We start from the raw sequence: 23,054 nt of genomic DNA, 5'->3' as shown, positions 1-23,054 counted from the left end.
GATCGGGCTTTGGGTTTTTGGCTCCTCTGACTGGGGTCACTTAAGCCATTAACGGGCTGAAGATCAAGCTAAATCAGAAATCTAGTCTTGTTAAGACCACCAGAATGGCTACCTTTTTAATGAAATATTTTTGGGTAACCAATTTGGGCGTTGACGGTAAATTAACAATAATTGTTACTACACTACTGCTGGCTATTCCTAAACTCTTTACAACATTAAATATCTGATACTACAAGTGTCAAATAATCTAACTCTTATTCTCATTATGCTGCTGTAAAAATAAACAGTATTGGTTGATTTAACTTTTGGTTATAACATTCAATAAGTTAATGAACCACTGTGTAGTTTTTCTTTGAGATTCATCGTCAATAGAATTGAGATGTTAAACATCTTAGGAAATGCGATATCTTATTGATATTAATAATTTATTTGCGATTGCTGGATAGAATATGGGACCATTTAAAGCACATGAAGTGATAGAAGAAAGAGTTAAAGCGGCGGATCTACGTAGTTATTTAGTCGGTTTTGATATAAATGATAGTGGCGTATCATTTTATCGCTTAGATCCTTTCGTAATGAAGATATTATCTGCATTACATGAGTTCGCTTATGGGTTTCATGAAGGGACGCAGACAGATAATACTGAAACATTGTCAAAGCTGATAGATGCATCTCGCTCAATTTATAAAATTGATGAGTATCAAAAAATCAAAGATCTTTATTTAAATTCTGGTGCTTTATCTGATGATGTTGCTGATAAATATCTTCGTCGTGGCGAATTTGGTGAGCTTATACTTCATCTTATATTAAGAGATTTTCACAATACGATTCCATTGTTATCTAAAATTTATTTTAAAGATTCAATTGGACATACGGTTCATGGTTTTGATGCAGTTCATATTGATCCACTGAATAAGACACTTTGGTTGGGCGAATCAAAATTGTACATTGACCCGAAAAAAGGCATAAATGAACTGATAAAAGATGTTGAGGATCATTTTAAGTCAGATTATTTGAACTCAGAGTTCAATCTCATATCTAAGAAAATACGGCATACACAAAATAGCTCCGAACAAGAATACTGGATTAAAAGATTATCATCAGGTACAAAACTATCTGATAAACTTAATAATATAAATATACCGCTATTGTGTACCTATAGTTGTGATGCTTTTAGCAAATTTGATGATGAAAATTCCATCGAGTTTTCAGAGTATTATAAGAATAAGATATTAATGTTAAAAAAACATTTTGACGATAACTATGCTCATCCTTTGAAAATGCATCTAAATATTATTCTTATGCTATTTCCTGTCAATAATAAAATCGAGTTAGTAAAAAAACTTCATCAAAAATTGTCTTTAATTCAGCAGCTTGGTGGGTGATATTATGAATGAAAATAATATTATTAAATGTAATAATATTTTTGACTATACATTTCAAACTTATCAGAAATGTGCTCACCAACTCATAATGAATGAGGAAATTGGTAGAGATATACTTATTCAGCTTATTGAAAATAGAAATGATTATTCTCGCGAGCTAGATCATATATTAGCAGACTTAATTGAGTCTGCTGGTTTTTATCCCTATATTTTGAAGGAAAATTTACATTTATCTTCGTCTGCGCAAAAAATTAGACTTGAAAATAATCGTTCACTAAATATCGAAGGTAAAATTTTTCACGATGAGCAGAAATATTTACTTGATCTTATTAATTCAGATAAAAATGTTATAGCAAGTGCACCAACAAGTTTTGGCAAAAGTCTATTGATTGAAGAAATTGTGGCTTCGATGAAATATGAAAATATATTGATTATTCAGCCGACGCTTGCCTTACTGGATGAAACTAGAAAAAAACTTTCAAAATATCTTGATAAATATAAGTTAATAATACGGACTAATCAAGTATATAGTACTACAGAGAAAGGAAATATATTTTTATTGACATCTGAGAGAGTCAATGAGTATAAGGAATTTCCTAAAATAGATTTTCTTATAGTCGATGAGTTTTATAAATTTAGCTCAAAGCGAGATGACGAAAGACATCAATCTTTAAATAATGCATTTATCAAGATCTTTAAATTAAGCGCTCCAAGGTTTTACTTCTTGGGACCTAATATTAATGGTATAACACCCGGTTTTTCAGATAAATATAATGCAGTTTTTTATGAAAGCCAATATAGTCTTGTTAGGTGTAATAGCTTTAATGTTTATGAAAAATATAATGGCTTATTTGGAAATTTAGGTAAAAAGGCAAAATTCAAAGAGAAAGTATTATTCGATCTGCTCGAAGAACGGAGTAACGAGCAATCTATTATTTATTGTGCATCTCCTGCTAAGGCAAGAAAACTTTCAAAAAATTATTCTGATTTTATTTATAAAAAAAAAGGTTCAAAAAGGGCTAATAATCTACCATTAATTGAATGGATAGAGAAGAACATTTCAACATCATGGTCTTTGATTGGATCTTTAAGGCTAGGCGTGGCGTTTCATGATGGAGCTTTGCCTCGGCATATAACGTCATCTGTAATTGATTATTTCAATGATGGTTTAATTAATGTTTTGTTTTGTACATCAACTATTATTGAGGGTGTAAATACAAGTGCAAAAAATATTGTTTACTTCGACGATAAGAAAGGGGATAGGTTAGATATCGATTTCTTCGACTATTCGAATATAAAGGGACGAGCGGGTAGGTTAATGCAGCATTATTCAGGGAACGTCTTTAATTTTAACCCCCCTCCCCAAAAAGAAGCTGTTTTTATTGATATACCTTTTTTTGAGCAAAATCCGATTAATGAGGAGATCTTGATAAATTTGGATGCCGATGAAGTTCAGGATAAGGAATCTGAAGGATACAACTTCATAGCTTCATTATCTTATGAGGAGATGTTATTATTTAAAAAAAACTCAATTAATATTAGAGGGCAGAAGAAGCTCTTAGATTATCTAAGAGTAAATATTTATAATATTCATTCTTTACTTTCATGGAATGCGACACCAAAATACAATCAGTTAGAGTTTTGCGTGCAACTCTGCTGGGAGTTTCTATTAAAAGAAAATGAGAAAAGTAATCAAATGTCTTCAAAGAGATTGACTAAAGTTACTTTTGATTATGGTCTTTCTCAGAATATAATTAAGTTAGTTAAAAGCATGTATGATTATAAAATAAGTCAAGCAAAAAATTTAAATTTAGATAAAAGAAGTAAATTAATGGATGAATCGATCAAAGATTCATTTTATATACTTAGACACTGGTTTCCATATAAGTTGCCTAAACTACTTTCAGTGCTGAATGAGTTGCAATTTTATGTATGCAATATTTATGGGCTAGTTCCTGGTAACTATTTGTATTATTCATCTATAATTGAAAATGATTTCATTCCAGAGCATTTAAATATTTTGATTGAATATGGAATTCCAAAGTCTGCAATTGATAAAATTTCCAAATTTATTCCAAATACTCTTTCTGATGAATCAATCATTCAATTAATAAAGAATGAAAAATTATATGAAAATAAAAATTTGATAGATTATGAGAAAAATATCATCAAGAAAAATGTAATAATTTAGGTTTGGAAAAACTAATGAGATTATATTTATCTATCATGAAAAGATAAGTATAAAACAAGAAAGCGGTTGGGTATTAATAAATATGTATTAGTCGCGACTTAATTTAACATATAGCCTTGAACGGTTGGGAGTTATCGATTTTGATTTGTGTGTCGGATCAATATAAAAAACAAGGAGTAAATTTCATAGTTCTTATTATCAATCCCGTCATCAAACTCAAAGCAGCTTTGCCCAACTTTGGCTGAATAATTCAATAATCAGCAGACCCTGAGTAAAGATAAGGGAATAAAAGCGTTACTGTATTGACCCCTTAGCTTAGTCTACAGCAGTTCTTGTTTGTCATTGTCATTGTCATTGTCATTGTCATTGCCATATAGCTTCTATAGAAATGACGATATGCCTCGTTTCACTGGAACCGATTGCTGGCCACGAGCAAAGTGGAAAACCTCCGGTACCTATCGTATCGAAGGCATCGTTTAACAAGCTGACCCGGTTACCGGTAGTGGTTACCGTCACCAGCGGCGGAAACTTTGCTCGCACTGCATGTTCGCTGTTTCACTGGAAGAGGCGAGGACAAAAACAACGGGCGTTATTCGCTGTAACCAGCCCAAAACCCTCGATATGGCGGCCCGGAACGGCAAGCGGCTGGAACGCATACCTGATGCCGTTGTAAAGGAGGTGCTTGCCAGACTGGATGCGATTCTGCGTTGACATCAGAACCTCATAAAAGCAAAAAGCCTGCTTAAAAGCAGGCTTTTTAAATTTGGCTCCTCTGACTGGACTCGAACCAGTGACATACGGATTAACAGTCCGCCGTTCTACCGACTGAACTACAGAGGAATTGTTGGAACGGGGCGAATATTAGCGACGGCGTTCCGGCTTGTCAAAGCACGATTTCACTTTTCTCAACTGAACGCTCGCAAAAGCAGCGGTTTGCCGCTTTTTCAACAGATTCGGCGAGATTTCAAACTGCCGACAGGATCTCACTTTAAACGCATTTCCCGGCAGATGTTAGATGCGTGTCAAAGTTTTGTTATTTGCCGATGTTAAAACAACTGTTTCAGTGCTTTTATGATAAAAATTTCAAAAACGGAATTAATGGAACAAATAAACTGCTTATTATCACCAGCGGAATTACTCTATAAAAGTGGAACGCAATTTTAAAATTATTCCCAGTATAAACAAGTGATTGTAAAAAGGAGGGGTTGGTCACAAAAAAGCGCGATGCCCAGCAGTCACCTCTGTAAACAGACCTGAAACCGCCAGCAACGTTGAGTGAATGTAAAAGATATTTTTCATTCGCGGTATCAGCGGCGTCGGCAAGTTAACGACAATAAGGGTTACTCATGAACATCAAAAAAACACTCGCTGTCACACTGTTAGCCTGCATGTTGCCTGCCGCCGCAATGGCGAAAGATCTCTCCGTCGGCGTATCGATGGCGTTGTTCGACGACAACTTCCTCACCATTCTGCGTACTGCGATGCAAAAAGAGATGCAGAAAGAGGGCGTTAAGGGGCAGCTTGAAGACGCCAAAGGGGATGTTTCGCAGCAGCTGCAGCAGGTGCAGAACTTTATCGGCCAGGGCGTCGACGCCATTATCGTCAACCCGGTAGATACCAACGCCGTCAAACCTATCATGGATCAGGCGACCAAAGCCGGCATTCCGCTGATCTTCGTTAACCGTCGTCCGCAGGCGGAACTGACTGACAAAATGGCCTATGTGGGATCGGACTCCGAACTGGCGGGCCGCCTGCAGATGGAGGCGCTGGCTAAGGCGCTGAACGGCAAAGGCAACGTCGCCATCCTGATGGGCGACCTCGCGAATGAATCGACGCGCGACCGCACCAAAGGCGTCGAAGCGGTAGTCGCTAAATATCCTGGCATCAAAGTGGTACAGAAGCAGACCGCCAAATTCACGCGTAACGATGCGGTAGACGTGGTGAGCAACTGGCTGACCGCGGGCGACGATATCCAGGCCATCGCCTCCAACAACGATGAAATGGCGATCGGCGCGCTGCAGGCGCTGGGTAAAAACCCCAACCATATCCTGATCGCCGGCGTGGACGGCACACCGGACGCGCTGCAAATGCTGAAGAACGGCAAGATGGTCGCGACGGTATTCCAGGACGCACGCGGGCAGGGCGAAGGCGCGGTGCAGGCGGCCGTTAAGCTGGCGAATGGCGAAAAAGTGCAGAAGATCATCGATATCCCTTATCAGCTGATCACCAAAGACAATATGCAGCAGTTCGTGAACCGTAATCAGAAATAACCGATCCCGACTCAGCCGTACGGAGGTGATGTATGACCGCTTTTGCGCTTGAAGCCGAAGGCATCAGCAAGTTCTTTCCCGGTGTGAAGGCACTCGATAACGTTTCGCTGCGCGTGCGTCCGGGATCGGTTCATGCCTTGATGGGCGAAAATGGCGCGGGCAAATCCACTTTAATGAAGTGCCTGATCGGGATGTACCGTCCCGATCGGGGCATCATCCGCATTAAAGGGGAGCCGGTGCAGTTTCAGGACACCATGGACGCCTTGCGTTCCGGCATTTCCATGATCCACCAGGAGCTTAATCTGGTGCCTTACATGACCGTCGCTGAGAATATCTGGCTGGGACGGGAGCCGATGAAGTACGGCTTTGTCGATCACGGCAAGCTCAACCAGCAGACGCAGACGCTGCTCGACCAGCTTAATATCCGCCTCAAGGCTGACCGGCTGGTGGGCGAGTTAAGCATCGCCGCGCAGCAGATGGTAGAGATCGCCAAGGCGGTCTCGTGGAACGCCGACATCGTCATTATGGATGAGCCGACCTCCGCGCTGACCGAAAGCGAAGTGGCGCATCTTTTCACTATCATTCGCGACCTGCGCGCGCAGGGCAAAGCCATCATCTATATCAGCCACAAAATGGACGAGATCTTCGCCATCACCGATGAGATCAGCATTTTCCGCGACGGCAGCTGGGTCGGCAGCAACCACACCGCGCAGTTTACCCGCCAGTCGCTGATCACCCAGATGGTAGGGCGCGAGCTGACCCAGCTCTTTCCCAAATTCAACAACGCCATCGGCGAAGAGGTGCTGACGGTACGCGGCCTTACCAGTAAAGATCGCTTCCATGACGTCAGCTTCAGCCTGCGGCGCGGCGAAATTCTCGGCGTCGCCGGCCTGGTCGGCGCCGGGCGAAGCGAGGTGATGGAGAGTTTGTTCGGCATGGAGAGCGTCGACAGCGGCGAGGTGCTGATCGACGGCGTGCCGGTCACGATCGATTCGCCTTCGACGGCGATTGAAAAGGGCATGGCGTTTTTAACCGAGGATCGCAAAAAGTCGGGGCTGTTTCTCGTGCTGTCGGTGATGGAGAACATGAGCATCGTCAATATGCCGGAGTACAGCGGCAAGAGCGGCTTCGTCAGCCACGTCAAGATGGCGCAGGACTGCATGGAGCAGATACGGCGGCTGAATATCAAAACGCCGACCATGGATCAGATCATCAACAACCTGAGCGGCGGCAACCAGCAGAAGGTGCTGATTGCCCGCTGGCTGCTGGCGCAGCCCAAAATTCTTATCCTCGACGAGCCGACGCGCGGTATTGACGTCGGCGCGAAAGCGGAAATCTACCGTTTGATCTCTGAGCTGGCCAACCGCGGCGTGGCCATCATCATGGTGTCGTCGGAACTGCCGGAAATTCTCGGCATGAGCGACCGCGTGATGGTGATGCATCAGGGGCGGATTACCGGCATCCTCGATAAAGAAGAGGCCGATCAGGAAACCATTTTGTCGCTGGCATCCGAGTGAGGCGCGAGACACCTATGAGCAATATCAAAGCAACGGCTACTCCAACGGCTGAACATCCGTCGTTCTTCGGCAATCTGCGGCATAAAATGCCTAAAGATACCGGCATTTTTATCGTGATGGTCGGCATTGCGCTGATCTTCGAAATTGCCGGCTGGTATGTGCGCGACCAGTCTTTTCTGATGAACACCAACCGACTGATCCTGATCCTGCTGCAGGTGGCGATTATCGGCGTGATCGCGGTCGGGGTCACGCAGGTGATCATCACCACCGGCATCGACCTTTCGTCGGGTTCGGTGATCGCGCTGACCGCCGTGGTCGCGGCCAGCCTGGCGCAAACCTCCGACAGCCTGTCGCCGATGTTTCCCGCGCTGGTGAATATGCCCGCCGTGGTGCCTGTCGGCGCCGGAATCGGGGTAGGTCTGCTCTGCGGCCTGGTTAACGGCGTACTCATTACCCGCACCGGCATACCGCCTTTCATCGCCACGCTGGGCATGATGGTGTCGGCGCGCGGTCTGGCGCAGTACTACACGCAGGGCAACCCGATTAGCTTTCTCTCCGACGGTTTTACCTCTATCGGGCAGGGCGCGATGCCGGTAATTATCTTCCTGGTGGTGGCGCTGGTGTTTCATATCGCCCTGAAGCACACCCGCTACGGCAAATACGTTTACGCCATCGGCGGCAACATGACGTCGGCCAAAGTCTCCGGCATTAACGTTAATAAATATCTGGTGATCGTCTATACCATCGCCGGCGCGCTCTCCGGCCTGGCGGGCGTGGTGCTGGCGGCGCGCGTCAGCAGCGGACAGTCGAGCATGGGGATGTCCTATGAGCTGGATGCCATCGCCGCGGCGGTAATTGGCGGCAGCAGCCTGATGGGCGGCGTCGGGCGCATTACCGGCACCCTGATTGGCGCAGTGATTCTGGGTCTGATTAAAAGCGGATTTACCTTCGTCGGCGTCGACGCCTACGTTCAGGACATCATCAAAGGCATGATTATCGTGGCCGCGGTCGCTATCGATATGCATCGCAACCGCAAAAAACGCTGATTTTTTCAGCGGCTGGCCTGCTCGCACCTGAAAAAGCGAGCAGGCCTTTTTCGCTTTCTGAATAAGTTTTCCTGCTGGATACCCTGCGTTTTCCTGCTTCACGTCGCGTTATCGCCTCTGTTCCGCTTTGGGTCATCACTTTTATGCACGTCTGGCTCGCAGGGGCTGCACCAGCAAAGTGCAGCCGCGATGACGTCTTTCATTAATGCGCCATTCCCGCTGCTTATTAACTCTTAATGGGTAATCAGAATGGCTTATTTTTCGGGTTGTTAGGATTTTTCCGCAGCAGCCTGACAGCGCCTTGAGAAAAAGTGGCCTGCTAATTGCAATTTGTTTCTTACCAGGCCAGCAGGCCACAAGAACAGATGTTATTGGCATTCGGGGAATGTGACGGAGGCAAGATGAACTTAAGACGACTGAAATACTTTGTGAAAATCGTCGATATTGGCAGTTTGACGCAGGCAGCTGAAGTGCTGCACATCGCGCAACCTGCGCTCAGTCAACAGGTCGCCACGCTGGAGAACGAGCTGGATCAGCAGCTGCTGATCCGCACCAAGCGCGGCGTGACGCCGACCGAAGCCGGTAAAATCCTCTATGCACATGCGCGTACGATTTTACGGCAGTGCGAACAGGCGCAGACGGCGGTAATCAACGCTGGACAGGTGCTGAGCGGTCAGGTCTCCATCGGCATGGCGCCAGGCACGGCGGCCTCTTCGCTGACCATGCCGCTGCTGCAAACGGTGCGCGAGCAGCATCCGGAAATTCTGGTTTATCTGCATGAAAACAGCGGCAGCACGCTTAATGAGAAGGTGATGAACGGCCAGCTTGATATGGCGGTGCTTTACGATCGTGCGCCAACGGCGGGCATCACCAGTCTGCCGCTGATGAAAGAGGAGCTTTATCTGGTCGGCGCCACCGACTGTCCCGGCGGATCGGTAGATTTAGCCGAGGTCGCGCAGATGAGCCTGTTTTTGCCGCGCGACTACAGCGCGGTGCGCAAGCGGGTAGACGAAGCCTTTTCGCTGCGTCGTCTCAGCGCGCGTATTATCGGCGAAATCGAATCGCTGTCGATGCTGACCGCCGCCGTCGCCAGCGGTATGGGCGTTACGGTGTTGCCGGAGTCCGCCGCGCGTGCGCTGGTCGGTTCAACCCAGGCCTGGATGGCGCGCATCAACAGTCCGGCGCTTAATCTGCCGCTGTCGCTGAACGTGTCGGCGCGCCTGCCGCTCTCGCCCTCTGCGCAGGCGGTAAAGGATATTTTGCTGTCGCTGCTGAATAAGCCGATGGCGGAAGAGCGGGCGCTGCTGCTGGTAAGCTAGTAAGCCAGGATAAACTGGCGGTCCTGCGGGACCGCTTTTGCCTGTGCGTCGGTTAATCTCCCGGTATTTCCATCCACAGGGATAATGACGTTGTGGGCAAGAGATTTTAGTTCAATCGCGCTTTCGCGCCCCGACACTAGCGACGGGCCTGCCATTGGTGAGCCGTTTTATCGGTTAACTATAAATATGCTGGTTTAGACATAAAATTCCTTTTTTGTTGATTATTTATCATATTTATCAAACTTTTCGGTAAATTTGGGTAGCACAACGATAAGTACAATCACTGAGATAACTGTTAATGGCAGCCAGTACGCTGGAAAAAACTCGAGGTAAAAAAATCCCAGTCCAATCAGGCTGGAAAGAATAAGCCATTCATTAAAAATAAGTGATAAAAAAGTTTTAAACATGATATTCGCTCTTTATCGCATCGTAAATTTCCTCACCGTGTAGTGGTGACTACTTGCAGCATTATTTCTCTGAATTTCTTGATATTTTCATCCACAGGGAGATTGTTGTTATGCGTAAGGAATTTCAGCTCGATTGTTCTTTCGCGAATCAACACTCGCGACGGACCCGCTATCGGTGAGCCGTTTTAATCTGTTAGCCATAAATATACTGGATTAGACATAAAACTCCTGTTTAAACCAATCTTATCTGTCAAACTTATCATAGCGGTCAAATAAAATGGGATGAATGAAAATAAAGATAAATATTGATATCACGGTAAATATAAGCCAGTAATTCGGAAACAAATAAATAAAAAGAGAGGCGCTAACAAAAATCCAAACAGGAAATAAGATTTCAGTGAACAATATCGACAAGAAACTTTTAAACATTAAAAGTCTCCTTTACATAGCGGTGAAGCCTGAATGATATATCCCTACATTTTACGATGGTATTAAGGTATGCCCGGAGAGCCAATACATTCAAGCCCTTCTGACCACAGCGGATTTGATTTGTGAACTCACCCGCACTACGTGCTCTAAAATGACGTTTTCCCACCGACCCATATTCCCCCTGCGCATAAGCACAAAGTTTTTATTATTTGTTGATATCAATAAACCTTCTTACCATCGGAAGTAACAATTTCGTAAAGGGAGGTAAATACCGTGAATTTCCAGCAACTTAAAATCATCCGTGAGGCCGCGCGCTGCGATTTCAATCTGACGGAAGTGGCAAACACGCTATTTACCTCGCAGTCAGGCGTCAGTCGACATATCCGCGATCTGGAAGATGAACTGGGCGTTGAGATATTTATTCGCCGCGGCAAGCGCCTGCTGGGCATGACGGAACCGGGCAAAGCGCTGCTGACCATCGCCGAACGCATCCTCGACGAGGCGGGAAAAGTACGCCGGCTGGCGGACGTTTTTACCAATGAAACCAGCGGCATCCTGACCATCGCCACCACGCACACTCAGGCGCGCTACAGCCTGCCGCGCGTCATCAAGGCGTTTCGCCAGCTCTACCCCAACGTGCGGCTCGAGCTTAACCAGGGCTCGCCGCAGGAGATTGTCGCCATGCTGCTGGCAGGCGAAGCGGACGTCGGCATCGCCAGCGAACTGCTGGTGAACAACCCCAGCCTCGCGGCCTTTCCCTGGTTTAGCTGGCACCATGCGCTGCTGGTGCCCCGCGATCACGAGCTGGTGCAGCAGCAGCCGGTGTCGCTCAGCACCCTGAGCCGCTACCCGCTGATTACCTATCGTCAGGGCATCACCGGGCGCTCGCGCGTTGACCGCGCCTTCCAGAGCGTGGGCCTGAAGCCGGACATCGTGCTGAGCGCGCAGGACTCAGACGTGGTGAAAACCTATGTTGAACTGGGATTAGGCGTCGGCATCCTTGCCGATCAGGCGTGCGAAATCCAGCCGGAAGAGGCGCTGGTGCGCATCGACGCGCATCACCTGTTTGACGCCAATACCGTCTGGCTTGGGCTGAAGCGCGGTCAGCTGCAGCGCAACTACGTCTGGCAGTTTATGGAGTTATGCAACGCCAACCTGTCGCTGGAGGAGATCAAACGCCAGGCGCTCTCCTATCAAAGCGAAGAAGAGCCGGCGATCGACTTTCAGATCTAATCTGGCAGCGACTCGACGATGGCCAATTGCAGGCCATCCCAGCCTTTACTGCCGACGGTTTGCAGCGCGGTGGCCGTCAGGTGCGGATTCTCGCCGATGTCGCGCAGATACTGCCGTAGCCCCTGCACATTTTCATCCGTGGACTGCGAGTCGATGATGCGCCCGCTGCGCACCACGTTATCGCCGATAATCACGCTGCCGACGCGCGCCAGCTTCAGCGCCCAGCGCAGGTAGAGCGGATTATTGCGCTTATCGGCATCGATAAAGATCATATCGAAGGGGCCCTGCAGCGTCGGCAAACTCTCCAGCGCCGGCCCCACCAGCAGCTCGACTTTATCCGTCACGCCCGCCTCGGCGAAATTCTCGCGCGCCACCTGCGCATGCTGCGGCGAAAACTCCAGCGTGACGATTTTGCCGTTCTCCGGCAGCGCGCGCGCCAGCCACAGCGTGCTGTAGCCGCCCAGCGTGCCAATCTCCAGAATGCGAGAGGCGTTCATCATGCGCGCCAGCAGGTAGAGCAGCTTGCCCTGGTTGGCGGCCACGTCAATCGGCGGCAGACCGGCGGCCGCGTTGCGCGCCAGCGCCGACGAGAGCGCCGCATCCGGTTTCACCAGCGTCTGAGTGAAGTAGTCATCGACCGCTCGCCACATATGATCGCTCATGGTTATCTCCTTGTTTAAAAACTGAGCATAGCAGCCGCGCGGCATAAAATTTTCTTTCCGCGCGCAAAACTCGCTGTTTAAGGTTTCTGCCCGGCGAGAAAAACATCCTGCGCTGAAGCGACACGATAGAGTGGAAGAAAACCGTTCAAACAGGGGAGTGAGATGTCGCGTCTTCAACTAAAGGATCCCAATCTGCTGCGCCAGCAGGCGCTATTCGGCGGCCGCTGGCAGGATGCGGCCAATGGCGAAACCCTGCCGGTGATCGATCCCGCCACCCGTGAAACGCTGGCGACCATTCCGGCGCTGGGCCGTGCCGAGACCGAAGCCGCCATCGCCTGCGCCGATGCGGTGCGCATCGCCTGGGGCAAAACCCCCAACGCCAGTCGCGCCGCGCTGCTGGAGAAGTGGCATCAGCTGATCCTCGATAACGCCGACGACCTGGCGACCATCATGACCGCCGAACAGGGCAAGCCGCTGGCGGAAGCGAAGGGCGAAGTGCTGTACGGCGCCAGCTTTGTCAAATGGTTCGCCGAAGAGGCGCGTCGTATCTACGGCGACACCATTCCGGCGCCGAGCGAGGATCGCCGCATACTGGTGCTGAAGCAGCCGGTTGGCGTGGCGGCGGCCATCACGCCGTGGAACTTTCCCATCGCCATGATCACCCGCAAAGTCGCGCCTGCGCTGGCGGCAGGCTGTCCGATTATCGTGAAGCCGTCAGAGCTGACGCCGCTGTCGGCGCTGGCGCTGGCGGTACTGGCGGAGCGCGCGGGCTTTCCCGCCGGCGTGCTGCAGGTGGTGACCGGCCTGCCGACGGAGATTGGCGCGGCGCTGACCGGCAGCCGCCAGGTGCGCAAGATCTCCTTTACCGGCTCGACGCGCATTGGCCAGCTGCTGATGCAGCAGAGCGCTGATAGCGTTAAGCGTCTGAGCCTGGAGCTGGGCGGCAACGCGCCGTTTATCGTCTTCGACGACGCCGATATCGATATCGCGGTGGCGGGCGTGATGGTCAGCAAATTCCGCAACGCCGGCCAGACCTGCGTCTGCGCCAACCGTATTCTGGTGCAGCGCGGCATCTATCCCCGCTTCGCGGCGAAGCTGCTCGAGGCGGTCGCTACGCTCAGGGTAGGCGACGGCTTTGCGCCCGGCAGCACCATCGGCCCGTTGATCAACGACCGCGCGGTAGAGAAAGTTAACGGCCATATCGAGGATGCGCTGGGCCAGGGCGCGGAGCTGCTGACCGGCGGCGCCAGCCACGGCAACGACACATACGTGCAGCCCACAGTGCTCGGCAGGGTCACCACGCAAATGCGTATCGCCCATGAAGAGACGTTCGGGCCGGTAGCGCCGCTGTTTATTTTCGACGAGGAAGAGGAGGCGATCGCCATGGCCAACGATACGCCCTATGGCCTGGGCGCCTATTTTTTCACGGAAAATATTCGCCGCGCATGGCGCGTCGCCGAATCGCTGGAATTTGGCATGGTCGGCTTTAATACCGGCGCCATTTCATTAGAGGTCGCACCGTTCGGCGGCGTAAAATTATCGGGAATAGGTCGGGAAGGGTCGCGCTATGGCATTGAAGAATATCTGGAGCAGAAAGCGTTTCATATTGGCAGCCTGAATTAATTCAGTTTTTACATCATTTTCTGATGCAGGCGTTTGTCGCACCCGCGACAAACGCTTTTTTATTTTGTGCGTCACGTCGTGTTTTTTATCGTTGCTGGCCATTTTAGTGCAAGTTTCATGCGCGATGCACCACGGCAATGCATGAAATTTGTGAGCTAAATCATCTGTTTATTGGTTCGGCAATTACGCAATATTTCCGCTTTCAATACGGCAGAAAATTTTTTTGCGCACTTTTAAACGCATTTTTATTTTTTAGCTGGCTGGCATACTTTCTGCATTACCTTTTGTCATGAGCTTATTCGCGCTGAATATAAGCCCTGCCAGCGCGCTAATTCCATTATGGTTGACGGGTGTAACAAATAAGGATTTATCCATGTTAAGTTTCGACCCTGAAAAAGTTTCGCTTCCTGTCGGCCACTATATTGACGGCCATCACATTCAGACCCAGGGCGCGGCGTTCGCGGTAAAACGCCCGTCGGACGGCAAAGTCTACGCCACGCTGCATGAGGCTGACGCCGCCGACGTCGATCGCGCGGTGCAGGCGGCGCACCAGGCGCTGAAAACCAGCGGCTGGTCGGGCTGCGCGCCGCGCGAACGTGGTCGGGTGCTGCGCCGCTGGGCCGATCTTATCGAGCAGGACAGCCTGCTGGCGCAGCTGGAGGCGCTCGGCTCCACGCGTCCCATCGGCGACGTGGCGCAGCATGAAATTCCCTTTACCGCCGAAGCGATCCGCTTCTACGCCGAGTGCGCCGACAAGTACAGCGGCGATCTCTTTCCGACCCGCGACAGCAGCCTCGGCATGCTGATAGCGGAGCCGTACGGCGTGGTCGGCGCCATTACGCCGTGGAATTTCCCGCTGTCGATGGCGTCATGGAAGTGCGGCCCGGCGCTGGCGGCAGGCAATGCGGTGGTGCTCAAACCCTCTGAACTGACGCCGTTCTCAACGGTGCGCATGGCGGAGCTGGCGGTGCAGGCCGGTTTGCCGGCAGGCGTGCTCAACATCGTGCAGGGCAGCGGCGCGGTGACCGGCCACGCGCTGGTGACCCATCCGCTGGTGCGCAAAGTCTCCTTTACCGGCTCGACCCTGACCGGCGCGCGCATTATGAGCGACGTGGCGCAGCACGGCATGAAGCCGGTGACGCTGGAGCTGGGCGGCAAAAGTCCGCAGCTGGTGTTTGACGACGCGGGCGACATCGAGGTGCTGGCGCAGCGCATCCTGCGCGGCTTTATCGCTAACGGCGGTCAGGCGTGCGTCGCGGGCACCCGTCTTATCGTGCAGCGCGCCATCGCCGCGCCGCTGCTGGACCGGCTCGCCGCGCTGTGCCGCAGCGTGCGGCCCGGCGCGACCTGGCACGGCGACAGCCGCTACGCGCCGCTGATCGACGAACGGCAGGGACAAAAAGTCGCGTCGGTGATCGCCGCCGCGAAAGCGCAGGGCGCGGAAGTGCTGGTCGGCGGCGAGCGTTTCGCTGACACCAGCGACGGCTGGTTCTGGCAGCCCACGCTGCTGAGCGGCGTGGCGCAGGATAACCCGGCGGTACAGCAGGAGATCTTCGGCCCGGTGCTGACGGTGCAGACCTTCGACGACGAAGAAGAGGGGCTGCGGCTGGCGGCGCATGAGATTTACGGCCTGTGCGCGGGCGTGCATACCCTGAGCCTGCCGCGCGCCATGCGCGCCATACGCGCCATCGAGGCGGGCACCGTGTGGGTCAACCGCTACGGCCGCTCGGGCGATTTCATCATTCCCACCGGCGGCTTTCTCGGCTCCGGCATCGGCAAAGATTTGGGGCGGCAGGCGTTTCAGGCCTGCCAGCGCCAGAAAAGCGTACTCATCGATTTCTAACCTTTCCTGATCAAGACGAGGTCGCGTCATGGCACTGTTTAAACCGAAATTCATCACCTTTGACTGTTACGGCACGCTGATTAACTTCGATATGGCGGGCGCGGCGGCGCGCTGCTTTGAGGCGCGCGTGGCGGCGAGCGAGATGCCGGCGTTCACCACCGATTTCGCCCGCTACCGCATGGATGAAGTGTTGGGCGCCTGGAAGCCTTACTACGAGGTGGTGAGCAACGCGATACAGCGCACCTGCAAAAAGTGGGGCGTCGCGTGGGACAAGGCGGACAGCGACTTTATCTACACCGACTGCGCCACCTGGGGCCCGCATCCTGACGTGCCGGCCGGACTGGCGAAACTGGCGACCGAGTTCCCGCTAGTGCTGCTCAGCAACTCGATGAAGGATCTGCTGCCGCACCATATTCCGCGGCTGGGCGCGCCGATCCATCTGGCGATTACCGCCGAAGAGGTGGGGGCCTACAAACCGCAGATGAAAGGCTTCGAATATATGCTGCAGAAGCTCGACTGTCGACCGGAGGAGATCCTGCACGTCTCCTCGAGTTTCCGCTACGACCTGATGACGGCGCACGATCTCGGCATCACCCATAAAGCCTGGGTTAACCGCGGCCATGAACCGGCTAACCCTTACTACGGCTATACCGAAATCCCTGACATCGGCGGACTGCCCGCCCTGGTCGGACTCTGAGGATCGCGCTATGAAACTCGAATCGTTCTGGCAGGCGACCGCGCCGCCGTTTCACGGCGCGGCGGAAGGCTCGCTGCCGTCGCGCGCAGACGTGGTGGTGATCGGCGGCGGCTTTACCGGCGTCTCGGCGGCGCTGAGCCTGGCGCGCAGCGGCCTCGACGTGGTGCTGCTGGAGGGCGGCGAAGTGATGAGCCAGGCCTCGGCGCGCAACGGCGGCCACTGCAATACCGGCGTGGCGCAGAACTTCGCCTCGCTGGTGGCGAGCCAGGGCATCGAGAAAGCCACGCGCTTCTACCGCGCCTACGACGACGCGGTGAGCTACGTCGAGCAGCTGGTGCGCGACGAGCAGATCGACTGCGATTTTCGCCTGTGCGGCAAGCTCAAGCTCGCCAGCAAGGCGTCCCATTTCGCCGGGCTGCGCGACGCCTGGGCGCTGATGCGCCGCACCGTGGATCCGGAGATTGAGCTGCTCGACCAGACGGCTATCCGCCGCGAAGTCGGCAGCGACGCCTTTCACGGCGGCCTGCTGCAAAAGCGCGGCGGCCAGATGCATATGGGCAAGTTCGGCGTCGGTCTGGCGGAAGCGTCGGCGCGCAGCGGGGCGAAAATTTTCCCGCACCACGCCGTGACCGGCCTGGCGCGCCTTGACGGCTATCGCCACCGGGTGCAGACCGCCAGAGGCGAGATCCTCGCCGATAAAGTGCTGATGGCCACCGGCTGCTCCAACGTCGGGCCTTTTCGCTGGTTCCAGCGCCGCATCGTGCCGGTAGGCAGCTTTATCGTGGTGACGGAGCCGCTGGGCGACGCGCTGATCCGCCAGGTGCTGCCGCAGGATCGCACCTACGTCACCTCGCTCAACCTTGGCAACTACTTCCGCACCACCGCTGACCGGCGGCTGGTGTTCGGCGGCCGCGCGCGCTTCGCGGTCAGCAATCCGACTTCGGATTCACGCAGCGGCGAAATTTTGCAGGCGACGCTGGCGAGCCTCTTTCCGCCGCTGGCGCAGGCGCGCATCGACTACTGCTGGGGCGGCATGGTGGATATGTCCGCCGATCGGCTGCCGCACGCGGGCGAACATGACGGCGTTTTCTACTCCATGGGCTACAGCGGCCACGGCACCCAGATGTCGGTGTGGATGGGCGCGGTGATGGCGGATCTGATCGCTGAAAAAAGCAACCGCAACCCCTGGCAGCGCGACGCCTGGCCCGCGCTGCCCGGTTATCACGGTAAACCGTGGTTTTTGCCGCTGGCCGGACTCTATTACAAAGCCAAAGATCGTTTCTCTTGATGCTTGCATTCCAGGTGAATCTTAAACGCTTATTGAGGGTACGCAGATGAGTCAAAATGATAATAACGCGCTGACGCGCATGCTGACCGAAGGCACGCTGTCGCGCCGCGGGCTGATGAAAATGCTTTCCGCCGGCGCGGTGATGAGCAGCGGCATTATCGGCTTTCCCCAGCTGGGCTTCGCCGCCGAAACGCCGGTAAAAGGCGGCAAAATTCGCGCCGCCATGTCCAACGCCTCCGCCACCGATACCCTTGATCCCGCCAAAGCCAACAACAGCGGCGACTATACCCGCCAGTGTATGTTCTACAACGGCCTGACCGAACTGGATAAGGATCTTAAAGCGCTGCCGGCGCTGGCCGCGTCGCTCGACTCCAGCGATGGCGTTACCTGGCAGATCAAGCTGCGCAGCGGCGTGACCTTCCATGACGGCAAGCCGCTGACCGCGAAAGATGTGATCTATTCGCTCAGCCGCCATAAAGACGCGGCGGTCGCCTCAAACGCCTTTAAAATTGCCGAGCAGTTTAAGACCATCAGCGCCGTTAACGACAACGAAGTGCAGCTGGTGCTGAACCAGGCGAACTTCGATCTGCCCTATATCCTCGCCGCGCCGCCGTTTTTGATCGTGCAGGACGGCACTAAAGACTTCACCAAAGGTATCGGCACCGGGCCTTATGTCTGCAAGGAATTTACCCCAGGCGTGCGCTCGGTCGGCACGAAAAACCCCAACTACTTTAAACCGGGCCTGCCGCATCTCGACGAGGTGGAGCTGCTGGGCGTCACCGACCAGGCGGCGCGCGTCAACGCGCTGATGTCGGGCGATCTGCATATCGTCTCGACCCTGAGCGCCAACGACTGCAAGCGCATTAAGGCGACCAGCGATTTCGGCGTGCTGGAGAGCAAATCGGGCATGTACACCAACCTGATCGTGCGCACCGATATCAAGCCCGGCAGCAACGAAGATTTCGTGCTGGCGCTGAAATATCTACAGCCGCGCGAGATGCTGGTGAAAACCGTGCTGCAGGGCTACGGCGACGTCAGCAACGACACGCCGGTGCCGCCGTGGCATCCGCTCTATAACGCCGAGCTGAAGCCGCGTCCCCTTGACGTGGAGAAGGCGAAATTCCACATCGAAAAGGCGGGGATGAAGGGCGCGACGGTGGAGATTATCACCACGCCGAACATCGAGGGCGCGGTCGAGGGCGGTCAGCTGATCCAGCAGATGGCGCGCAACGCCGGCATCAACATCAAGGTGCGCCGCGTGCCCTATGACGGCTACTGGTCGACGCACTGGACCAAAGATCCGGTGGGCTACGGCTCGATTAACCCGCGCCCGACGCTCGATATGCTCTTCTCGCAGTTCTACCTCTCCGGCGCGCCCAACAACGAGTCGGGCTGGAAGAACGCGCAGTTCGACCAGCTGGTGGTGGCGGCGCGCGGCGAACGGGATCAGGCGAAGCGCAAACAGATGTACGGCGATATGCAGAAGCTGATCTACGACCACTGCGGCACCATTATTCCTACCTTTATCAGCTCTACCGACGGCTACAGCAAAAAGGTGAAGGGCGTCGAAGCCTGGCCCTCCGGCATGATGATGGGCTACCGCTTCCACGAATTCGCCTGGCTGTCCGCTTAACCCTCTCGACGCTGGAGAACGCCGATGAACCGATACATGCTGTTCCTGATCGCCCGGCGCACCGGCGCCGGCATCCTGACGTTGCTGATCGTCTCGGCGGTGGTGTTCTTTATCACCAGCCTGCTGCCGGGCGATGCGGCGCAGATGATCCTCGGGCAAAACGCCACGCCGGAGACGGTGGCGGCGCTGCGCGCCCAGCTCGGGCTGGATCAGCCGCTGCTGCTGCGCTATTTCAGCTGGCTGGGCGGCATGCTGCAGGGCGACTTCGGCACCTCGTTCGCCAGCCACCTGCCGGTGATGCAGCTGGTGGCGCAGCGCATTCCCGCCACCTTTGAGCTGGCGGCGATCACCACGCTGATCTGCGTGCCGCTGGCGCTGCTGATCGGCATTACGGCGGCGATGACGCGCGGTTCGCTGCTGGATCGCGTACTGGTGATCGGCACCATGGCGACGGTGGCGGTGCCGGAGTTTCTGGTGGCGACGGTGGCGGTGCTGATCTTCGCCGTGAAGCTGCACTGGGTGTCGGCGATGTCCTTCGGCTCGCCCAATATGGATCTGGTCAGCTACCTGAAAGCCTACGCGCTGCCGGTGCTGACGCTCTGCTGCGTGCTGGTGGCGCAGATGGCGCGCATGACGCGCGCCGCCATTATTAACCAGCTCGACAGCCCTTATCTGGAGATGGCGCTGCTGAAGGGCGTCTCGCCGCTGCGCGCCGTGCTGCGCCATGCGTTGCCCAACGCGGTCGGCCCGATTGCCAACGCCATTTCGCTCAGCCTCTCCTATCTGTTCGGCGGCGTCATCATTATCGAAACCATCTTCAGCTATCCCGGCCTCGCCAGCCAGCTGGTAGATGCGGTCAGCAACCGCGATCTGCCGGTGGTACAGTTCTGCGTGATGCTGTTCGCCGGCTGCTATCTGCTGCTGCTGCTGCTGGCCGACGTGCTGACCATCGCCTTCAACCCGAAATGGAGAAGCGCATGAATACCTTACTTCCCGTTCGTTTCTTTCAGTCGCTGTCGATCTCCGGGCGGCTCGGCCTGACGGTATCGATTTTCTGGCTGCTGATGGCGCTGTTCGGCAACCAGCTGGCGCCGCACAACGTCGAAGATATTGGCGGCGGCCCGCTGTTCGGCGGCTTTACCGCCGACAACTGGCTCGGCACCGACGCGCTGGGGCGCGATATTCTCAGCCGCATTCTCTACGGCGCGAAGTTCTCTATCGGCCTGGCGCTGGGCGCGGCGATCGGCGCCAGCCTGATCGGCACGCTGCTGGCGCTGCTGGCGGCGGTGACCGGCCGCTGGCTGGAGGAGATCCTCGGCCGCGTCAACGACGCCATGCTGGTGCTGCCGGGCAAGGTGCTGTCGCTGATGATCGTGGCGGTTTTCGGCTCGTCGCTGCCGATGCTGCTGCTTACCGCCATCTTCACCTACTGGCCGGGCGCGTTCCGCATCGCCTTCGCCATGGCGGGCAGCCTGCGCAATATGGACTACGTGCGCGCCTCGCGGCTGCGCGGCGAAAGCCGCTGGTACGTCGCGATCCACGATATTCTGCCCAATATGGTGCATCCGATGCTGGCGGATTTCGGGCTGCGCTTCGTCTATATCGTGCTGCTGCTGAGCGGCCTTAGCTTTCTCGGCCTCGGCGTTCAGCCGCCCTATGCCGACTGGGGCACCCTGGTGCGCGAAAACATTCAGGGGCTGTTTGACGGCTCGCCGGCGGTGCTGATGCCTGCGCTGGCGATTGCCAGCCTGACCATCGGCGCCAACCTGTTTATCGACAGCCTGCAACAGATGCGTCCGCTGACGCTGGCGAAGGAGGGCGTATGAACGTGATGCCGCATACCGCAATGCCGGTGATCTCGGTGGAAAAACTGCGCGTCACGGCGCAGAGCGACAAGGGCGAACCGATCGATCTGGTGTCAGATATCCGCTTTACCGTGCAGAAAGGAGAAGTGCTCGCCCTGATTGGCGAATCGGGATCGGGAAAAACCACCATCGCCATGGCGCTGATGGGCTACGCCCGTCCCGGCTGCCGCATCGCCGAGGGCAATATTCACGTGGCGGGCGTCGACGTTAACAGCCTGAGTCCGCAGCAGCTGCGCGAGTTTCGCGGCAACAAAGTCGCCTATATCGCCCAGAGCGCCGCCGCCTCGTTCAACCCCGGCATGAAGATTATCGATCAGGTGATCGAGCCGGTGGTGATCCACGGCACCATGACGCGCAAAGCGGCAAAAGCCAAAGCGGTGGCGCTGTTCCGCGAGCTGGCGCTGCCCAATCCCGACACCATCGGCGACCGCTGGCCGCATCAGGTGTCTGGCGGGCAGCTGCAGCGCCTGATGACCGCCATGGCGCTGATCGGCGATCCCGACGTGGTGATCCTCGACGAGCCGACCACCGCGCTCGACGTCACCACCCAGGTGGAGGTGCTGAAAGCCTTTCGTCGCGTGGTGGCGCAGCGCGGCGTCACCGCCATCTACGTCAGTCACGATCTGGCGGTGGTGGCGCAGATGGCGGACCGCATTCTGGTGCTGCTGCGCGGCCAGATCGCCGAGTATGGCGCCACCGAACGGCTGATCGGCGCGCCGCAGGCGGACTACACGCGGCTGCTGATGGACGCGGCGCGGCAGCAGGAGCGCCCCAGCCCGTGGTGCGCGGAGAGCGGCGAGCTGCAGCCGCTACTGGAGGTACGCGACCTCAGCGCCGGCTACGGCCCGCGCGGCAGCGACGGCCAGCCGAAAATCCGCATTCTGGAGGAGATCAACCTCAGGCTGTGGAAAGGGCAGGCGATCGGCATTATCGGCGAATCAGGCTCGGGCAAAACCACGCTGGCGCACGCCATCGCCGGGCTCAACGCCCCCTGTCACGGCCATATGCTGTTCAACGGCCACTATATCGCCGGCGATATGCACAAACGGCCTGACAACGAGCTGCGCCGCATTCAGTATGTGTTTCAGATGGCGGACACCGCGCTCAATCCGGCGCACAGCGTCGAGCGCATCCTGTCGCGGCCGCTGGCGCTGTTTCATGGCCTGCGCGGCCAGGCGCTGACCCAGCGGCTGCATCAGCTGCTCGACCTGGTGAAGCTGCCGCGCAGCGTGCTGTGGCGCCGGCCCTGGGCGCTCTCCGGCGGGCAGAAGCAGCGCGTCAACCTGGCGCGCGCGCTGGCGGCGGAGCCGGATCTGATCCTGTGCGACGAAGTGACCTCGGCGCTCGACACCGTGGTCGCGGCGGCGGTGCTGGATCTCATCAGCGAGCTGCGGCGCGAGCTGGGCCTGTCGGTGCTGTTTATCAGCCACGATATGCACGCGGTGCGCGCGGTGTGCGACAACATCGTGGTGATGAAGTCGGGACGCATCGTCACCCAGCTGGCGCGGGACGATTACGACAAGCCGACCAGCGAGCTCTACTTCGAGCGCCTGAAGCGCGCGGTGCCGGAGCTGCGGCAAGGGTGGCTGGATGAGCACGAAGAGATTTTAAAGGCGGAATAGAGCTTGTTGCTTGCCATATTGTCC

The 23,054-nt window shown here is 54.5% G+C and carries 16 protein-coding genes, 1 tRNA gene and 2 pseudogenes; 16 read left to right on the top strand and 3 right to left on the bottom strand.

From position 1 onward, the window contains the following. Positions 1–449 precede the first annotated feature (449 nt). The 3 genes and pseudogenes from AC6I7Z_RS12430 to AC6I7Z_RS12420 all read left to right on the top strand — a co-directional run bounded on the left by AC6I7Z_RS12430 (position 450) and on the right by AC6I7Z_RS12420 (position 4,287). Positions 450–1,385, top strand: coding sequence for a HamA C-terminal domain-containing protein (locus AC6I7Z_RS12430; protein WP_497814428.1), 936 nt, complete (start codon positions 450–452; stop codon positions 1,383–1,385). Beyond that, a complete protein-coding gene (locus AC6I7Z_RS12425) occupies positions 1,378–3,576 on the top strand; it encodes a DEAD/DEAH box helicase (RefSeq protein WP_497814427.1) in 2,199 nt (732 codons plus the stop codon). Before AC6I7Z_RS12430 ends, AC6I7Z_RS12425 begins: the two co-directional genes overlap by 8 nt. Positions 3,577–3,964: 388 nt before the next feature. After that, a pseudogene (locus AC6I7Z_RS12420) lies at positions 3,965–4,287 on the top strand (type II toxin-antitoxin system PemK/MazF family toxin). 53 nt (positions 4,288–4,340) lie between these two features. Here AC6I7Z_RS12420 and AC6I7Z_RS12415 read toward each other — a convergent pair. Continuing rightward, positions 4,341–4,416: transfer RNA gene (locus AC6I7Z_RS12415), tRNA-Asn, on the bottom strand. A 506-nt stretch (positions 4,417–4,922) separates the two neighbouring features. Here AC6I7Z_RS12415 and AC6I7Z_RS12410 point away from each other — a divergent pair. The 4 genes from AC6I7Z_RS12410 to nac all read left to right on the top strand — a co-directional run bounded on the left by AC6I7Z_RS12410 (position 4,923) and on the right by nac (position 9,728). After that, positions 4,923–5,846, top strand: a complete 924-nt coding sequence (locus AC6I7Z_RS12410; protein ID WP_497814426.1) for a sugar ABC transporter substrate-binding protein — start codon at positions 4,923–4,925, stop codon at positions 5,844–5,846. Between the two features lie 32 nt (positions 5,847–5,878). Continuing rightward, the gene (locus tag AC6I7Z_RS12405; RefSeq protein WP_497814425.1) at positions 5,879–7,363 is read left to right on the top strand and encodes a sugar ABC transporter ATP-binding protein; all 1,485 of its coding nucleotides are present in this window, start codon (positions 5,879–5,881) and stop codon (positions 7,361–7,363) included. A gap of 23 nt (positions 7,364–7,386) precedes the next feature. Continuing rightward, complete coding sequence (locus AC6I7Z_RS12400; RefSeq protein ID WP_497815441.1) at positions 7,387–8,409, top strand: ABC transporter permease; 1,023 nt, start codon at positions 7,387–7,389, stop codon at positions 8,407–8,409. A gap of 401 nt (positions 8,410–8,810) precedes the next feature. Beyond that, positions 8,811–9,728 (top strand): nitrogen assimilation transcriptional regulator NAC, encoded by a 918-nt coding sequence (nac, locus tag AC6I7Z_RS12395; protein ID WP_033749973.1) that lies wholly within the window; start codon positions 8,811–8,813, stop codon positions 9,726–9,728. Positions 9,729–9,778: 50 nt separating this feature from the next. Here the strand turns inward: nac and AC6I7Z_RS12390 are convergent. Further along, a pseudogene (locus AC6I7Z_RS12390) lies at positions 9,779–9,930 on the bottom strand (type VI secretion system tube protein Hcp); the annotation flags it as partial. A gap of 907 nt (positions 9,931–10,837) precedes the next feature. Between AC6I7Z_RS12390 and cbl the strand changes: the two are divergent. Next, on the top strand, positions 10,838–11,797 hold the full coding sequence (cbl, locus tag AC6I7Z_RS12385; protein WP_497814424.1) for an HTH-type transcriptional regulator Cbl: 960 nt from the start codon (positions 10,838–10,840) through the stop codon (positions 11,795–11,797). Here the strand turns inward: cbl and AC6I7Z_RS12380 are convergent. Beyond that, entirely contained in the window at positions 11,794–12,459 is a 666-nt protein-coding gene (locus AC6I7Z_RS12380) for an O-methyltransferase (RefSeq protein WP_497814423.1), read from the bottom strand. The genes cbl and AC6I7Z_RS12380 overlap by 4 nt on opposite strands. 162 nt (positions 12,460–12,621) lie before the next feature. Between AC6I7Z_RS12380 and AC6I7Z_RS12375 the strand changes: the two genes are divergently transcribed. The 8 genes from AC6I7Z_RS12375 (at position 12,622) to AC6I7Z_RS12340 (ending at position 23,030) form a co-directional block, all read left to right on the top strand. Continuing rightward, positions 12,622–14,082: an NAD-dependent succinate-semialdehyde dehydrogenase gene (locus AC6I7Z_RS12375; RefSeq protein WP_497814422.1), complete on the top strand. Its 1,461-nt coding sequence runs from the start codon at positions 12,622–12,624 to the stop codon at positions 14,080–14,082. A gap of 373 nt (positions 14,083–14,455) precedes the next feature. Continuing rightward, positions 14,456–15,925, top strand: coding sequence for an aldehyde dehydrogenase family protein (locus AC6I7Z_RS12370; RefSeq protein WP_497814421.1), 1,470 nt, complete (start codon positions 14,456–14,458; stop codon positions 15,923–15,925). A 28-nt stretch (positions 15,926–15,953) separates the two neighbouring features. After that, positions 15,954–16,622: a haloacid dehalogenase type II gene (locus tag AC6I7Z_RS12365; protein WP_497814420.1), complete on the top strand. Its 669-nt coding sequence runs from the start codon at positions 15,954–15,956 to the stop codon at positions 16,620–16,622. A 10-nt stretch (positions 16,623–16,632) separates the two neighbouring features. Further along, positions 16,633–17,910, top strand: coding sequence for an NAD(P)/FAD-dependent oxidoreductase (locus AC6I7Z_RS12360; protein ID WP_497814419.1), 1,278 nt, complete (start codon positions 16,633–16,635; stop codon positions 17,908–17,910). A gap of 46 nt (positions 17,911–17,956) precedes the next feature. Continuing rightward, the gene (locus tag AC6I7Z_RS12355; RefSeq protein WP_497814418.1) at positions 17,957–19,543 is read left to right on the top strand and encodes an ABC transporter substrate-binding protein; all 1,587 of its coding nucleotides are present in this window, start codon (positions 17,957–17,959) and stop codon (positions 19,541–19,543) included. 24 nt (positions 19,544–19,567) lie between these two features. Further along, positions 19,568–20,524 (top strand): ABC transporter permease, encoded by a 957-nt coding sequence (locus AC6I7Z_RS12350; RefSeq protein ID WP_033749949.1) that lies wholly within the window; start codon positions 19,568–19,570, stop codon positions 20,522–20,524. Then, positions 20,521–21,369, top strand: coding sequence for an ABC transporter permease (locus tag AC6I7Z_RS12345; protein ID WP_033749946.1), 849 nt, complete (start codon positions 20,521–20,523; stop codon positions 21,367–21,369). The genes AC6I7Z_RS12350 and AC6I7Z_RS12345 overlap by 4 nt, the downstream gene beginning before the upstream one ends. Then, entirely contained in the window at positions 21,366–23,030 is a 1,665-nt protein-coding gene (locus tag AC6I7Z_RS12340; protein WP_497814417.1) for an ABC transporter ATP-binding protein, read from the top strand. Before AC6I7Z_RS12345 ends, AC6I7Z_RS12340 begins: the two co-directional genes overlap by 4 nt. Positions 23,031–23,054 lie beyond the last annotated feature (24 nt).

Source organism: Pantoea sp. X-Soil-MYKO-1289 (assembly GCF_059730625.1).
This window is presented reverse-complemented; position numbering and strand designations above follow the sequence as displayed.

What these genes read in the sequence shown, in the direction of transcription:
- AC6I7Z_RS12430 (WP_497814428.1), top strand. Translation starts at nt 450, where the DNA reads ATGGGACCATTTAAAGCACATGAAGTGATAGAAGAAAGAGTTAAAGCG.
- AC6I7Z_RS12410 (WP_497814426.1), top strand. Translation starts at nt 4,923, where the DNA reads ATGAACATCAAAAAAACACTCGCTGTCACACTGTTAGCCTGCATGTTG.
- AC6I7Z_RS12405 (WP_497814425.1), top strand. Translation starts at nt 5,879, where the DNA reads ATGACCGCTTTTGCGCTTGAAGCCGAAGGCATCAGCAAGTTCTTTCCC.
- nac (WP_033749973.1), top strand. Translation starts at nt 8,811, where the DNA reads ATGAACTTAAGACGACTGAAATACTTTGTGAAAATCGTCGATATTGGC.
- AC6I7Z_RS12380 (WP_497814423.1), bottom strand. Translation starts at nt 12,459, where the DNA reads ATGAGCGATCATATGTGGCGAGCGGTCGATGACTACTTCACTCAGACG.
- AC6I7Z_RS12375 (WP_497814422.1), top strand. Translation starts at nt 12,622, where the DNA reads ATGTCGCGTCTTCAACTAAAGGATCCCAATCTGCTGCGCCAGCAGGCG.
- AC6I7Z_RS12370 (WP_497814421.1), top strand. Translation starts at nt 14,456, where the DNA reads ATGTTAAGTTTCGACCCTGAAAAAGTTTCGCTTCCTGTCGGCCACTAT.
- AC6I7Z_RS12365 (WP_497814420.1), top strand. Translation starts at nt 15,954, where the DNA reads ATGGCACTGTTTAAACCGAAATTCATCACCTTTGACTGTTACGGCACG.
- AC6I7Z_RS12360 (WP_497814419.1), top strand. Translation starts at nt 16,633, where the DNA reads ATGAAACTCGAATCGTTCTGGCAGGCGACCGCGCCGCCGTTTCACGGC.
- AC6I7Z_RS12355 (WP_497814418.1), top strand. Translation starts at nt 17,957, where the DNA reads ATGAGTCAAAATGATAATAACGCGCTGACGCGCATGCTGACCGAAGGC.
- AC6I7Z_RS12350 (WP_033749949.1), top strand. Translation starts at nt 19,568, where the DNA reads ATGAACCGATACATGCTGTTCCTGATCGCCCGGCGCACCGGCGCCGGC.
- AC6I7Z_RS12345 (WP_033749946.1), top strand. Translation starts at nt 20,521, where the DNA reads ATGAATACCTTACTTCCCGTTCGTTTCTTTCAGTCGCTGTCGATCTCC.
- AC6I7Z_RS12340 (WP_497814417.1), top strand. Translation starts at nt 21,366, where the DNA reads ATGAACGTGATGCCGCATACCGCAATGCCGGTGATCTCGGTGGAAAAA.